The 13,240-nt window shown below is 63.0% G+C and carries 12 protein-coding genes; 2 read left to right on the top strand and 10 right to left on the bottom strand.

Annotation, left to right across the window (positions count from 1 at the left end):
* Positions 1-3: 3 nt before the first annotated feature.
* Together CWB41_RS03980 and CWB41_RS03975 are read right to left on the bottom strand one after the other, a co-directional pair.
* Entirely contained in the window at positions 4-603 is a 600-nt protein-coding gene (locus tag CWB41_RS03980; RefSeq protein WP_115837397.1) for an ActR/PrrA/RegA family redox response regulator transcription factor, read from the bottom strand.
* An 83-nt stretch (positions 604-686) separates the two neighbouring features.
* Entirely contained in the window at positions 687-2,045 is a 1,359-nt protein-coding gene (locus CWB41_RS03975; RefSeq protein WP_115837184.1) for an ActS/PrrB/RegB family redox-sensitive histidine kinase, read from the bottom strand.
* Positions 2,046-2,398: 353 nt separating this feature from the next.
* On the opposite strand from CWB41_RS03975, the gene CWB41_RS03970 reads away from it, so the two are divergent.
* Positions 2,399-3,670 (top strand): polyhydroxyalkanoate depolymerase, encoded by a 1,272-nt coding sequence (locus CWB41_RS03970; protein WP_245411317.1) that lies wholly within the window; start codon positions 2,399-2,401, stop codon positions 3,668-3,670.
* Between the two features lie 137 nt (positions 3,671-3,807).
* Positions 3,808-4,575: a M48 family metallopeptidase gene (locus CWB41_RS03965; protein WP_115837185.1), complete on the top strand. Its 768-nt coding sequence runs from the start codon at positions 3,808-3,810 to the stop codon at positions 4,573-4,575.
* Between the two features lie 45 nt (positions 4,576-4,620).
* On the opposite strand, the gene trmB is transcribed toward CWB41_RS03965, so the two are convergent.
* The 8 genes from trmB to miaB all read right to left on the bottom strand — a co-directional run bounded on the left by trmB (position 4,621) and on the right by miaB (position 13,058).
* Complete coding sequence (gene trmB / locus CWB41_RS03960) at positions 4,621-5,310, bottom strand: tRNA (guanine(46)-N(7))-methyltransferase TrmB (protein ID WP_115837186.1); 690 nt, start codon at positions 5,308-5,310, stop codon at positions 4,621-4,623.
* Positions 5,311-5,313: 3 nt separating this feature from the next.
* Positions 5,314-6,510, bottom strand: a complete 1,197-nt coding sequence (gene metK / locus CWB41_RS03955; protein ID WP_115837187.1) for a methionine adenosyltransferase — start codon at positions 6,508-6,510, stop codon at positions 5,314-5,316.
* Between the two features lie 158 nt (positions 6,511-6,668).
* Complete coding sequence (locus CWB41_RS03950) at positions 6,669-7,130, bottom strand: helix-turn-helix domain-containing protein (protein ID WP_115837188.1); 462 nt, start codon at positions 7,128-7,130, stop codon at positions 6,669-6,671.
* Positions 7,131-7,395: 265 nt separating this feature from the next.
* The gene (gene lnt, locus CWB41_RS03945) at positions 7,396-9,027 is read right to left on the bottom strand and encodes an apolipoprotein N-acyltransferase (protein ID WP_115837189.1); all 1,632 of its coding nucleotides are present in this window, start codon (positions 9,025-9,027) and stop codon (positions 7,396-7,398) included.
* A 66-nt stretch (positions 9,028-9,093) separates the two neighbouring features.
* On the bottom strand, positions 9,094-10,095 hold the full coding sequence (locus CWB41_RS03940) for a hemolysin family protein (protein WP_115837190.1): 1,002 nt from the start codon (positions 10,093-10,095) through the stop codon (positions 9,094-9,096).
* Positions 10,092-10,583: an rRNA maturation RNase YbeY gene (gene ybeY, locus CWB41_RS03935; RefSeq protein WP_115837191.1), complete on the bottom strand. Its 492-nt coding sequence runs from the start codon at positions 10,581-10,583 to the stop codon at positions 10,092-10,094. Before ybeY ends, CWB41_RS03940 begins: the two co-directional genes overlap by 4 nt.
* Positions 10,580-11,635 carry a PhoH family protein gene (locus CWB41_RS03930; RefSeq protein WP_115837192.1) on the bottom strand — a complete coding sequence of 352 codons (1,056 nt, stop codon included), beginning with the start codon at positions 11,633-11,635 and terminating at the stop codon, positions 10,580-10,582. Before CWB41_RS03930 ends, ybeY begins: the two co-directional genes overlap by 4 nt.
* A 46-nt stretch (positions 11,636-11,681) precedes the next feature.
* Entirely contained in the window at positions 11,682-13,058 is a 1,377-nt protein-coding gene (gene miaB / locus CWB41_RS03925) for a tRNA (N6-isopentenyl adenosine(37)-C2)-methylthiotransferase MiaB (RefSeq protein WP_245411336.1), read from the bottom strand.
* Positions 13,059-13,240: the final 182 nt, after the last annotated feature.

Below are 13,240 nucleotides of genomic sequence, written 5' to 3'. Positions count from 1 at the left end.
CCGCTAGCGCGGCGCGCGTTTGGCGAGGATGCGCTGCAGCGTCCGGCGATGCATGTTCAGCCGTCGGGCCGTCTCGGAAACGTTGCGGCCGCAAAGTTCGTAGATGCGCTGGATATGCTCCCAGCGGACTCGGTCGGCCGACATCGGATTTTCCGGCACTTCGGCTTTGTCGTGGTAGGTCGCCATCAGCGCGGCATAGATGTCGTCGGCATCGGCCGGCTTTGCCAGATAATCGAAGGCGCCGAGCTTCACCGCCGTCACCGCCGTAACGATATTGCCGTAGCCGGTGAGGATGATCGCGCGCGCCTCGGGGCGCTTGGCCTTCAACTCGGAGATGACGTCGAGGCCGTTGCCGTCGACAAGCCGCATGTCGATCACGGCAAAGGCCGGCGGCTGCTGGGCGATGGCGGCAAGGCCTTCGGCCACGGATTGTGCCGCGGTGACGATGAAGCCGCGCCCTTCCATCGCGCGGGCGAGCCGCGTGAGGAAGGCGCGATCGTCATCGACGATCAGCAGCGTCTTGTCCTCGGGCAGATCTCCAGAGGTCGAAATCGCTTCCACCCTGGCCCCCGCTGAAGGCTCGTAGGGGTCAATTTTCGTCATCATCCCGCCTATACTAATGCGAAATTGCCCACCCGAGAACGGGAATCTCCATGATCCGACCTTTTTGCATCCCGCCTTTTTGCCTATCGGGCGGTGAATGGCAAATATCGCGCGTCAGGGCGCCGGTCGTTGTGTGGCGCGACGCCCGTATCGAACCGCGTGCGCGGCCAGCGGATGGTGATGCGAGCGCCCGATTGCGGTGGCAGCCGGTTGCTGGTGATGACGGTCGCGCCGGAGCGCTCGAGCAAAGTCTTGGCGATGAACAGCCCCAGCCCTAGCCCGGAATCGGCCTCGTGCTTGGTGTGGCGTCCGGCGCGGGTCGTGATGTAAGGCTCGCCGATGCGATCGATCACGTCGGGGGAGAACCCCGGTCCGTCGTCCTCGATTGTGATTTCGATGATCGCCTTGTTCCAGCGGGCGATGACGCGCACTTCCGACTTGGCGAAATCGGTGGCGTTCTCGATCAGATTGCCGAGGCCGTAGATGAGCCCCGGATTGCGCTTGGTGACGGGCTCCGGCGCGCTGCCGTTCTTGACGATATTGATCGCGATATCGACGCCGCGATTGGGTGCGACGGCTTCTTCGAGCAGAAGGTCGAGGCTCACCTCCTGCAGCAGCGCGCCCGGCGCGTCCTCGTTGAGCGAGGAGAGCTTGCCGAGGATGCTGCGGCAGCGGCCGATTTCCTGGATGATGAGGCTGACATCATCATCGTAAAGGCCGGCCGGGAGCTGCTTGTGCAGCTCCTTCGCGGCAATGCTGATCGTCGCCAGCGGGGTGCCGAGTTCGTGCGCCGCGGCGGCGGCAAGCCCGTCGAGCTGTGTCAGCAATTGTTCGCGCGCGATGATGAGTTCCGTCGCAGCAAAAGCATCGGCGAGCTTGCGCGTTTCCTCGGCGATGCGCGAGGCATAGATCACGGTGAAGGCAGCGCTGACGGTGACGGCGGCCCAGATGCCGAGGCTATAGAGCCAGGGAAGCTGGAACGGCGCGTTCTGCGCCCAGGGCAGCGGATGGTGAAAGAAGCTGATGGTGGTTGCGGCGATCACCATCAGGACAAAAAGGCCGATGGCAGTGCGCGCCGAGAACGAGACGGCGGCGATCATCACCGGCGCCAGGAACAGGACCGCGAACGGATTCTCGATGCCGCCGGTCAGATAGAGCAGCGCCGCAAGCTGGATGATATCGTAGGCAAGGATCGCCGCGGCCGGCCTGTCGTCGAGCCGATCGCTGCGGCGATAGCGCAGGCCCAAAACAATATTGAGCCAGGCCGAGCCGGCGATGAACAGCAGGCAGATGCTGAGCGGGATTGGAAAGCCGAGGCCGAAGCGCACCAGCAGCACGGCCGCCAATTGGCCGAATACGGCGAGCCAGCGGAGCTTGACCAGCGTGTCAACATGCAGCCGGCGCGAGCGGCGGCCAAGGTCGAGATCGGCGCTGTCGGTCATCTCCGGCTACTTCCTTGATCCGGGCTGGTCGGTCCAACGCCGGCACATTGCAATAAAAACCGCCTCAGGCAATGCCGCGCGGCCGGACCCCGCGCTCCCAACCCGACTTGATTCATTATCCAGTGGCTATCCAGCAGGGCGCACCGCAATATGTTGCGAGGCCGCCGCCGCCGCCCTATGCTTGGGGAACCGATCCGCCCTGTCGTCAATTCAGGTTAAGGCTGGCTTGAGGGGCGGTTGCATAGCCTAAGACAAGTAACCATAATAAGCATTGCTGCAGTGCAGCAAATTGCATCCGGTTGGGGGAATCACGAAACCGCGGATTTTCTCAACCCGGGCGGGGAGAAACTAGGATGGCCTGGGCGATGAAGGATTCCTATTCGTATCAATGGCACGAGTTCGCCTATCTGGCCCTGGCGCCGGCACGGGCCGTCTCCGATGTCGCCCGGGTCTGGTTCAAGAGCCCGCTCAATCCGCTTGCGCACACGCCTGTTGGCCGCAATGTCGCGGCGTCCGCCGAACTTTTCGAACGTCTCACCCGCCGCTACGGCAAGCCTGTCTTCGGCCTGGACGAGACGACCATCGATGGCGAGCAAGTGCCGATCATCGAAAAGGTCGTCTGGGAACGCACCTTCTGCCGGCTGCTGCATTTCGAGCGCCAATGGACAAGGCCCCACGCGCCGCAGCCCAAACTGCTGATCGTCGCGCCGATGTCGGGACATTATGCGACGCTGTTGCGGGGTACGGTCGAAGTCTTCCTGCCCGATTATGATGTCTACATCACCGATTGGGTCGATGCGCGCATGGTGCCGCTCGCCAACGGCGGTTTCGATCTCGCCGATTACATCGATTACCTGATCGATATTTTCCGCGTGCTCAGCGTCCGCAAGGACGGTCTGCCGCTGCATACGATCGGCGTTTGCCAGCCGGCGGTGCCGTTACTCGCCGCCGTCGCGCATCTCGAGAAATTGCACGATCCCGATGTGCCGGCCTCGATGGTGCTGATGGGCGGGCCGATCGATACGCGGCGCAGCCCCACCGCCGTCAACAAGCTTGCCGAGGCGCGCGGCAGCCAATGGTTCAAGGACAATTGCCTGCATCAGGTGCCTTATCCTTATCCCGGCGCGCGGCGGATGGTTTATCCTGGGTTTTTGCAGCTCTCCGGCTTCATGGCGATGAATCTCGATCGCCACGTCAACGCGCATATCGACATGTTCAATCATCTGATGGAGGGCGACGGCGACTCGGCCGAGAAGCATCGTGAATTCTACGATGAATATCTCGCGGTGATGGACCTGACGGCGGAATTCTATCTGCAGACGATCGAAACGGTTTTCGTGCGTCACCTTCTGCCGGAAGGAAAAATGACTCACGACAATCAGTACATCGATCTCTCCGCAGTCAATCGCACCGCGCTGATGACGGTCGAAGGCGAGAAGGACGATATTTCCGGCCTCGGCCAGACCAAGGCGGCGCAGGATCTCTGTATCAATATCCCGCCGAAGCTGAAGTTGCATTACGAGCAGGCCGACGTTGGTCACTACGGCGTCTTCAACGGCTCGCGCTTCCGCAAAATCATCGCCCCGCACATTCGTGAGTTCCAGGCGGCGGTCGCGCCGCTCTAGACCGGCGCAGGGGCGCTCTTCCTCTAGGTTGCGCTGCAAAATAAGACAATTCCACACTCCGGGAACGGGTAAAATGCCGCCGATTTGAGCCACGGAGTTAGTGGCGACTCGGCTTGGCACCGGCTAAAATTGCCCGCATGGCTGGCTCCCCGAAGAACGCACCGAGAACATCCGATCTCGCCTTTATCGAGGTTTCGCATGCTGGCGAAACCTTTCGTATTGCGCTGAAGCGGATCAGCACGGCGCGGCGCTTCACCTTGCGTGTGCGCGCGGCGACGCGCGATGTCGTGCTCACCATGCCGCCGCGCGGCTCGCTTATCGGGGCGCGCAATTTCGTCGAGCGGCATGCGGCCTGGATCGGCGTGCGGCTTCAGCGTTTGCCGGCGCCGATGCCGTTCGGCGGCGGCGAGACGGTGCCGATCCGCGGCGTCAATCACCGCATTGTCGAGCGTCCGCGCGAGCGCGGCACGGTCTGGATCGAGCCGGCATCGATTGGCGACAAGAGCCTGCCCTTGCTCTGCGTCACCGGCGAGCGGGCGCATGTCGCGCGCCGGGTCCAGGATTTTCTGGTGCGCGAAGCCAGGCGCGATATCGAGGCCGCTGTCGCGCGCCATGCCGCCAAGCTCGGGGTCACGCCGCGCCGGATCACCTTGCGCGATACGACAAGCCGCTGGGGCTCGTGTTCATCGACTGGCGCGCTCAATTTCTCCTGGCGGCTCATCATGGCGCCGGGCTACGTGCTCGATTATCTCGCCGCGCACGAGGTCGCCCATCTCGTCTATATGAATCACTCGCCGGCATTCTGGAAAATCCTCGGCCGGTTGTCGGCGCATGTCGAACGCGCCGAAGCCTGGCTCAAGGCGAACGGCGCGGGACTTCTGCGCTTCGGCCCGTATAAAGCTTGAGCGCGTTTTCTGCACGCAAACCGCTTCCCGCTTCGCTCGAAAACGTTATTTCCGCACGAAGGTGAGATAGACGGGCGTGCGTCCGGCTGCGAGCGCTTTGGCCTCGTAGCGGGTGGCGGCCCAGCCAGACCACGCGCCGCGCCAATCCTGCGCGGTTTGCGCCCGCCATTCGAAATCGGGCGAGCGCAGGATGCGCGCGAGAGTCCAGCCGGCATTGTCGTCGATGTCGGTGGCGAAGCGGATTTCGGCGCCGGGACGCAGCGTGCGGGCGAGCTGCTTGAGCATTTCATCGGAGAGAAAGCGCCGTTTGCGCTGGCGCCGTTTCGGCCACGGGTCCGGATACAGGAGATAAGCGCCGGCGAGACTTTGCGCCGGCAGCGCGCCGATGATCGCGCCTGCATCGCCCTGATAGAGGCGGACATTGTCGAGATCCTTCGCGGCGATCAGCGACAGCACTTTGACGACGCCGTTCTCGAAGAACTCGCAGCCGATGAAGCCCTGGTCCGGATGTGCCTCCGCTTCCGCCGCGAGATGTTCGCCGCCGCCGAAGCCGATTTCGAGCCAGAGATCGGCCGGCGCCTGCGGGAACAGCGCCGCCACGTTGCCGAGCGGCTGCGCCGGGTCGAGCGCCAGGCGCGGCAGGAGCGTGTCGAGGAGGCTTTGCTGATGGACGCTCAGCTTCTTGCCCTTGCGGCGCCCATAGAGGCGCGTCGCAAGGGCAGAGGTTTCGCTCATGTGTTAATTGAAGCTCGCGCGCAGTTTGTCGACAAGATCGGTCTTCTCCCAGGAGAAGCCGCCGTCGGCATCGGGCGTGCGGCCGAAATGACCATAGGCCGCGGTGCGCGCATAGATCGGCTTGTTGAGCTGCAGGTGGTCGCGGATGCCGCGCGGCGAGAGCCGCATGATCTGCGGCACGGCCAACTCCAGCTTTTCCTCCGGCACGCGGCCGGTCCCATGCGTATCGATATAGATCGACAAGGGCTCGGGATAGCCGATCGCATAGGCAAGCTGGATCGTTACCCGATCGGCAAGGTCGGCGGCGACAATATTCTTGGCGAGATAGCGCGCGGCATAGGCCGCAGAGCGATCGACTTTGGTCGGATCTTTGCCGGAGAAGGCGCCGCCGCCATGCGGGGCCGCGCCGCCGTAGGTATCGACGATGATCTTGCGGCCGGTGAGGCCGGTATCGCCATCCGGGCCGCCGATGACGAATTTGCCGGTCGGGTTGACGTGCCAGATGGTCTTGTCGCTGATCCAGTGCTCGGGCAGCGTCTTGCGGATATAGGGCTCGACGATGGCCCGCACGTCGTCCGACGAAAGATCGGCATCGACGTGTTGCGTCGAGAGCACGATCTGCGTCGCGGCCACCGGCTTGCCATCGACGTAGCGAACCGTCACCTGGCTCTTGGCGTCGGGGCCGAGTTTGGCGGCATCGCCTTCGCGCGCGTGGCGCGCCTTCGCAAGGACTTCGAGAATCTTGTGCGAATAATAGAGCGGCGCCGGCATCAGCTCCGGCGTTTCACGGCAGGCATAGCCGAACATGATGCCCTGGTCGCCCGCACCCTCGTCCTTGTTGCCGGCGGCATCGACGCCTTGCGCGATATCCACGGATTGGGCGTGCAGCAGCACCTCGACCTTGGCGTTCGCCCAATGGAAGCCGTCCTGCTCATAGCCGATCGCCTTGATCGCCTGACGGGCGGTTTCTTCGATGATGGCGGGAGAAAGCTTGGGGCCACGGGTCTCGCCAGCGATGACGACACGGTTCGTCGTCGCCAATGTCTCGCAGGCAACGCGCACTTGATACGGGTCGATGCCGGCCTTGGCCGATTCACGGAAGAAGAGATCAACGACCTCGTCGGAGATGCGATCGCAAACTTTGTCGGGATGACCTTCGGAGACAGATTCGCTGGTGAACAGATAGTTTTGCCGAGGCACAGAACACTCCAAGTTTACCGAGCATGTGAAATTCGGGTGAGAATCCTGCCGGCCGCGATGGGGTGGGGCAAGACCGGAAAGACGGGAGAGTTTCGGTCAATCCGTTCGTTTCGTCAAGCTAATCCTGGAAATCCGTTCTTTATAACGAATATCGTCTCTCAGGATTTTTCTTCTTGCCGGACCTCGTGGCTTGGTGCGGGCGCGATGTCATCGCTGGCGAGGCTGGTGACGAGATCGATGATGCGCTTGCGCACCTTCGGATCCTGAATACGGGCGAATGCTTTGTTGAGATGCAGGCCCTCGGCCGTGGAAATGAAGTCGAGAACGAAGCTTGAGCTTGATGGTTCAGCGACGCTCAGAACAGACCCGTTTTCCAACCCTGTTTCGTCATGCAGCGGTGCGCCGTCGAAGAAGAAGGCGGGCGGAACGTTGAGCGCGCGCGAAATTTGCTGCAGACGGCTTGCACCGATGCGGTTGGTGCCTTTTTCGTATTTTTGGATTTGCTGGAACGTCAGTCCCAGCGCCTCGCCGAGCTTTTCCTGACTCATCCCCAGAAGAACCCGGCGCATACGAACCCGGCTGCCGACGTGACGATCAATCGGATTCGGAGCCTTCTTCACGAATTACATACTCCTGTCACTGCCGTCCCCCGAGGTGGTGGGGGTCGGATACATTGATCCCCTTGCGCAAGAAAACCTCCAGGAATGATCATGATAAAAGCTGGCGGAACGCTCTTTTTTCTTCGATTGCCAATGTGGGAAAAACGAACGAAACGCCAAGCGCGACGCAGCTTAGAACGCAGCTTGGCTTGAGGCCGCCTATCAAGGTTTCGCTTTGCCCCCACTGGCAGATTGCGGTCATATAAAGCTGTGTTATTCGCGGTTGTCAAACAATCCCTCGCAGCGCGAGCGCAGCGCAAAGCATTACAACCCAAGCTAAAATTCCGATGAGAAAAGGTGCCCGCGCAAACGGCGGCGGCGCAATCTTTTCGGGCAATCCGCCATCGATTACGCCTTCCTGTTGCAAGCCGAGACTATGCAATACGCGCCCATAAGGATCGATGATTGCAGAAACGCCGGTATTCGCATCGCGCAGCATCGGCAGGCCCTGTTCGATGGTCAAAAGCCGCGCTTGCGCGAGGTGCTGATAAGGGCCGGCTGTCCGACCGAACCAGGCATCATTGGTCACGTTGATGATGAAGCCGGGTTCAGTGCCGGGCGGCAGGTCCGGCGGCAAAGCTTCTTCCGGAAAGATCGCTTCGTAGCAGATCGAGCCGACCACCGGCGGCAGGCCCGGCAGGCTCAACAGCCGCTGCGCCGCGCCCGGCGCGAAGCCGCCGGGAATATGCACGAAATGATGCAGCCCCAAGTGTCGCAGCGTGGATTCGAACGGCAGATATTCGCCAAACGGTACCAGATGCACTTTATCGTAAGTATCAAGGATGATACCGCCTCGCGCGATGGCGAGAATGGAATTGAAATAGGCGGGATATTCCTCGCCCGCATGCGAAACGATGCCGACCCGCGCCGCGCCGGTGACGAGCGTCGTGTTGGGCGGCAGCGCGCCGCCGATCGCGGCAAGGGCCTGCGGGTCTTCGGTCAGAATGAAGGGGAAGGCGGACTCAGGCCAGATGAGTAGGCTGACATCAGCGAGGCCGGTATGTTCGGGGCTCGTCGCGCGATCCGAAAGCGCGAGATAACGGGCGATGATCTCGTCCTTGTGGGCGGCGCTGAAATTCTCGTCCTCAGTGACATTGGGTTGCATCAACCGCACTTTGACGCCAGGCAGGTCTTTCGGCTGTGGCGCGGACAAACGAATGGCGCCGAACGCGGCAATGGCGAGAAAAGCGCCGATGGCGACGATGACGCCCGTCGGCACGCGGCGCTTGTTTTTCTTGAAGCGCATATCGGCAACGAGCGCGGGCGACGCGCAAATCGCGATCGTCAGAACATTGAGCGCGCCAAGGCCGCCGATCGCCGCGAATTGCGCCAGTACGAGATGATTGCCGAACGCCATCCCGTAATCGTTCCAGGGAAAGCCGGTGAGCATATGCTCGCGCAACCATTCGCTGAAGCCGAGCGCCGCCGCCAGCGTCAGGACGCGAGCGGGCCCCGGCGACCAGCCGAGCCGCGCCAGCGCGAAGCCAAAAGCCGGAAACAGAGCGAGAAAAGCCGGCAGGCCGAAAATGCCGAGCGGCATAGCCCAGACAAAATCCTGCGGCTCGACCAGAAAGGCGGCGCCGAGCCACCAGAAGCCGGCGACGAAATAGCCGAAGCCCCACCACCAGCCGGCGCCGAAAGCATTGCGCACGGCGAGCGATCGCGGCCGCGCGCCGGGTGCTTGCCTGGCCTCCGCGGCGCCATCGATCAGCCAGACAGCGATGGTCATTGGCACGATCATCGCCGGAAGAAAATTGACCGGGGCGAGCGCCAGCGCGCCGCAGGCGCCGCCAGCGAAACTAATCAGCCGGCGCCGCCAGCCGTCGGCGAGGATCACATATTCGGCGATTGGATACATAATCTCGCGAAGGTCGGCGCGAACGCCGCAAGGGAGGATGCCGGAGAGAGTCGAATCGGCGCGAATTTAGCGACTTTTTGCGGCTTGGCTAAGTCCGGGCTGCGGCGCGGGCGTGGCCACTGGCACGGACTCCTGCCCCTCGGTCGCCGGTTCGGAAATCGGATGGATCTTGATGCGCTTCACCCGGCGCGGATCGGCGTCGAGAACCTCGAACTGGAATCCGTCGGCCCTCAGCGTCTCGCCGCGCAGCGGCACATGGCCGGCAAGGGTGGTGATGAGGCCGCCGAGCGTATCGACGTCTTCAGCATCGACCAGCGTCGAAAGATCCGAGCCGAGCACTTCCGAAACATCGTCGAGGCTCGCCCGGGAATCGACCACGAAAGTGCCGTCGGCGCCGCGATGAATCTTCTGGGCCTCGCTCTCGTCATGCTCGTCCTCGATATCGCCGACGATCATTTCGACCACGTCCTCGATCGAGGCGAGGCCGTCGGTGCCGCCATATTCGTCGATGACGAGCGCCATATGCGTGCGTGTCGTCTGCATTTTCACAAGCAGGTCGAGCGCCGGCATCGACGGCGGCGCGAACAGAACCGGCCGCAGAATGCCGGATTCGGCGAGGGTAATCTCGCTGAAGTCGCGCTGGTCCGGCCGTGGCGCGTTGAGCTTGAAGCCGTCCGTCAGCTTGGCGATGAGATCGACGAGATCGCGGATGTGCACCATGCCGCGCGGGTCGTCGAGATTTTCGGCATAGACGGGCAGGCGCGAATGGCCGGCGGTGCGGAAGGCGTCGAGCACTTCAGCGAGCTTCGCATCATGCGCGACCGCGATGATGTCGGTGCGCGGGATCATGATGTCGGCGACGCGGACCTCATGCAGCGAGAGCACATTGGTGAGCATCTCGCGCTCGAGCGCGGAGAAGCCGGAGGCCTCGGTAATCTCCTCGATCGCCTCCTGCACATCCTCGCGCAGCGAGCCGCCGCTGAGGCCGAGCAGCGCGCGCAGCCGGCCAAGCAAGCCGATCTTGCCGGATTTTTCCGGCGTACTCTCAGGATCGTCGTTGACGCTCATTCGATACCCGTAACGAAGGCCGCGTAAGGATCGTGGATGCCGAGCGCGGCGAGAATCTCGCGCTCCAAAGCTTCCATCTCCACCGCCTGCGCCTCCTCCTCATGATCGAAGCCGATGAGATGCAGAAAGCCGTGCGCGATGAGATGCGTCACATGCGCGCGAAAGCTCTTGTGCTCGGCTTCGGCTTCGCGCACGCAGGTCTCATAGGCGATAGCGATATCGCCGAGAGCGGGACGCGCCTCGACCGCGCCCGGCGCCGGGAACGAGAGCACATTGGTCGGCTGGTCCTTGCCCCGCCATTGCGCATTGAGCTTGCGGATCGCCGCGTCGTCGGCAAGCAGGAGGCTGATCTCGGCTCCGGGTTTCAGCTTCACGTGCGACTTCAAGACCGCCTCGCCGATCGCCGCCGCCGCCCAGCCGTAAACGTCAGGCGCCTTTTCCCACAAAGTGCTTTCGACCGCGATATCGATGAGAGGAAGCGCACTCATCGGCGGGGCCTATCCTCCAGGGCCGGGCGCGGCCGCGATTCATAGGCCGTGACGATGCGGCGGACGAGATCGTGGCGCACGACATCGCTGTCGGCGAAGCGCACATGGCCAATGCCTTCGAGCCCGCCGAGCAGGCCGACGGCTTCCGAGAGGCCGGAAATCTGTCCGGGCGGCAAATCCACCTGCGTCGGATCGCCGGTGACGATCATGCGCGAGCCCTCGCCGAGCCGGGTCAGGAACATTTTCATCTGCATGGACGTCGTGTTCTGCGCCTCGTCGAGCAGGACGCAGGCATTGGTCAGCGTGCGTCCGCGCATGAAAGCGAGCGGCGCGACTTCGATCATACCGGTCTGCATGCCGCGCTCGACCATGCGCGGGTCCATGAAATCGTTCAGCGCGTCGAAGATCGGGCGCAGATAGGGATCGACCTTTTCGCGCATGTCGCCGGGCAGGAAGCCGAGTCGCTCGCCCGCCTCGACCGCCGGGCGCGAAAGGATCAGCCGCTCGATGATGCCCTGCTCGAGCAGCGAGACGGCATAGCCGACCGCGAGCCAGGTTTTGCCGGTGCCGGCCGGGCCTTCGGCAAAACACAGCTCCTGCCGCTTCAGACAGCGGATATAGAGATCCTGCGCCGCGTTGCGGGCGCGCACGATGCCGCGCCGGCGCGTACTGATCTGCTCGAAATGGGTGCGCGGAATATCCGCGTTGGGGAACAGCGAGCCCTGCAGCGCGCGCTCCTCGATCGCCCCGTCGACATCGCCCGGCCCGACGCTCTGGCCGAGCTTGACGCGGCCGTACAAGGTTTCCAGAACTTCCCGCGCTTGTTCGCAGGCTTCCGGCGGCCCCTTGATCGTCACCTGATTACCGAGCGCGTTGGCGACGACGCCGAGCTTGCGTTCGACCTTGGCGAGGTTCTGATCGTAGAGACCGAAAAGCAGCGAGGCGTGCTTGTTGTCGTCGAAAGCCAAGGTCACCAGCGCCGGAGGTTCGGGCGCCAAGGGCACCGGCGGGGAATTGCCGCGCAGCGACAGCGAACGATCAGTTGGTCTCAAAGCTTCTCCTCAGATCACGATGATTTTGGATTGAATCGATCCAAAATCATAAACGTGATCGGTTCTCATAATCGGAGCGGGATTCAAGCGAAAAACCGGCATCCACTTTTTCGCATCCCGCTCCATCCGCCAGCCGTCCAAACAGTGAATTCGTCCCCAGGCCGGTAATCTCGACCGGCACAATCCGGCCGATCAGCGTTTCCGGCGCCTCGACCTGAACAGGTTGTAGATAGGGAGACCGGCCGCCGATTTGACCAGCACGCCGCCCCTTTTTCTCGAACAGAACAGCAAGAGTTTTGCCAACCAGGCTGGTGTTGAACGCCAGCCGCTGCGCGTCGAGCAATTCCTGCAGCTCAGCCAGCCGCATCACCATCACGTCCTCGGGCACCTGATCCCGCAGATCGGCGGCCGGCGTGCCGGGTCGCGGCGAATATTTGAAGGAAAAGGCGCTGGCGAAGGTAATCTCCCGGACAAAATCGAGAGTCGCGGCGAAATCGGCGTCGCTTTCGCCCGGGAAGCCGACGATGAAGTCCGACGAGAGCGCGATATCGGGGCACGCCGTGCGCAGCCGCCGCACGATGTCGCGATAGGCGGCGCGATCATGCTTGCGGTTCATCGCGGCGAGGAGCGCGTCGGAGCCCGTCTGCACCGGCAGATGCAGAAAGGGCATCAGTGCGGGCAGGTCGCGATGTGCGGCGATAAGATCCTCGTCCATGTCGTTCGGGTGGCTCGTCATATAGCGCAGCCGGGCGATGCCGGGGATTTCGGCGAGCCGCGCGCAGAGTTGCGCCAGCGACCAGATGCGCCCGTCCGGCCCTTCGCCGTGATAGGCGTTGACGTTCTGGCCGAGCAGCGTCACCTCGCGCACGCCGGCTTCCGCCAGAGCCGCGACTTCGGCGAGAATTTTTTCGACCGGACGCGAGACCTCGGCGCCGCGCGTATATGGCACGACGCAGAAGGTGCAAAACTTGTCGCAGCCTTCCTGAACCGTGACGAAAGCGGCGACGCCGCGGGCCTGAATCGCGCCACGTGAGGCGCGCGGCAAATGGTCGAACTTGTCCTCGGCCGGGAATTCGGTGTCGATCACCGGAACTTGTTCCGCGCGGCGCAGCAGATCGGGCAGACGGTGATAATTCTGTGGCCCGACGACGAGATCGACGGCCTTCTGCCGGCGCACGATCTCCCCGCCCTCGGCCTGGGCGACGCAGCCGGCGACGACGATCTGCGTGGCGCGCCCGTCCGCGCGACGGGCATCCTTCACTTCCCGCACCTTGCCAAGCTCGGAGAAGATCTTCTCCGACGCGCGTTCGCGGATGTGGCAGGTGTTGAGTATGACGAGGTCCGCGTCGTCCAAGCGTTGGGTTTCGTCGAAGCCCGCAGGCGCCAGCAAATCGGTCATCTTCTGCGCATCGTAAGCATTCATCTGACAGCCATATGACTTGATGAAGAGCTTGCGGCGCGGCGCGGCGGCGGGCGGCGTTTCGGCCGCGGCCTCCTCGACAGGCAGATCGAGAGTGTCGGTCATGGTCCTCGCTGGCGGCCGCCGCTGTGGCGCCGCCGATTGCTCCTTTTAGCCCGGATTCGCGTCCGCCGCCATGTTGTCGG

The sequence above is a fragment of the Methylovirgula ligni genome, from assembly GCF_004135935.1.
In the GTDB taxonomy this organism is placed as follows: domain Bacteria; phylum Pseudomonadota; class Alphaproteobacteria; order Rhizobiales; family Beijerinckiaceae; genus Methylovirgula; species Methylovirgula ligni.
This window is presented reverse-complemented; position numbering and strand designations above follow the sequence as displayed.

What these genes read in the sequence shown, in the direction of transcription:
- CWB41_RS03970 (WP_245411317.1), top strand. Translation starts at nt 2,399, where the DNA reads ATGGCCTGGGCGATGAAGGATTCCTATTCGTATCAATGGCACGAGTTC.
- lnt (WP_115837189.1), bottom strand. Translation starts at nt 9,027, where the DNA reads ATGTATCCAATCGCCGAATATGTGATCCTCGCCGACGGCTGGCGGCGC.
- CWB41_RS03940 (WP_115837190.1), bottom strand. Translation starts at nt 10,095, where the DNA reads ATGAGCGTCAACGACGATCCTGAGAGTACGCCGGAAAAATCCGGCAAG.
- CWB41_RS03980 (WP_115837397.1), bottom strand. Translation starts at nt 603, where the DNA reads ATGACGAAAATTGACCCCTACGAGCCTTCAGCGGGGGCCAGGGTGGAA.
- ybeY (WP_115837191.1), bottom strand. Translation starts at nt 10,583, where the DNA reads ATGAGTGCGCTTCCTCTCATCGATATCGCGGTCGAAAGCACTTTGTGG.
- trmB (WP_115837186.1), bottom strand. Translation starts at nt 5,310, where the DNA reads ATGAGCGAAACCTCTGCCCTTGCGACGCGCCTCTATGGGCGCCGCAAG.
- miaB (WP_245411336.1), bottom strand. Translation starts at nt 13,058, where the DNA reads ATGAATGCTTACGATGCGCAGAAGATGACCGATTTGCTGGCGCCTGCG.
- CWB41_RS03975 (WP_115837184.1), bottom strand. Translation starts at nt 2,045, where the DNA reads ATGACCGACAGCGCCGATCTCGACCTTGGCCGCCGCTCGCGCCGGCTG.
- CWB41_RS03965 (WP_115837185.1), top strand. Translation starts at nt 3,808, where the DNA reads ATGGCTGGCTCCCCGAAGAACGCACCGAGAACATCCGATCTCGCCTTT.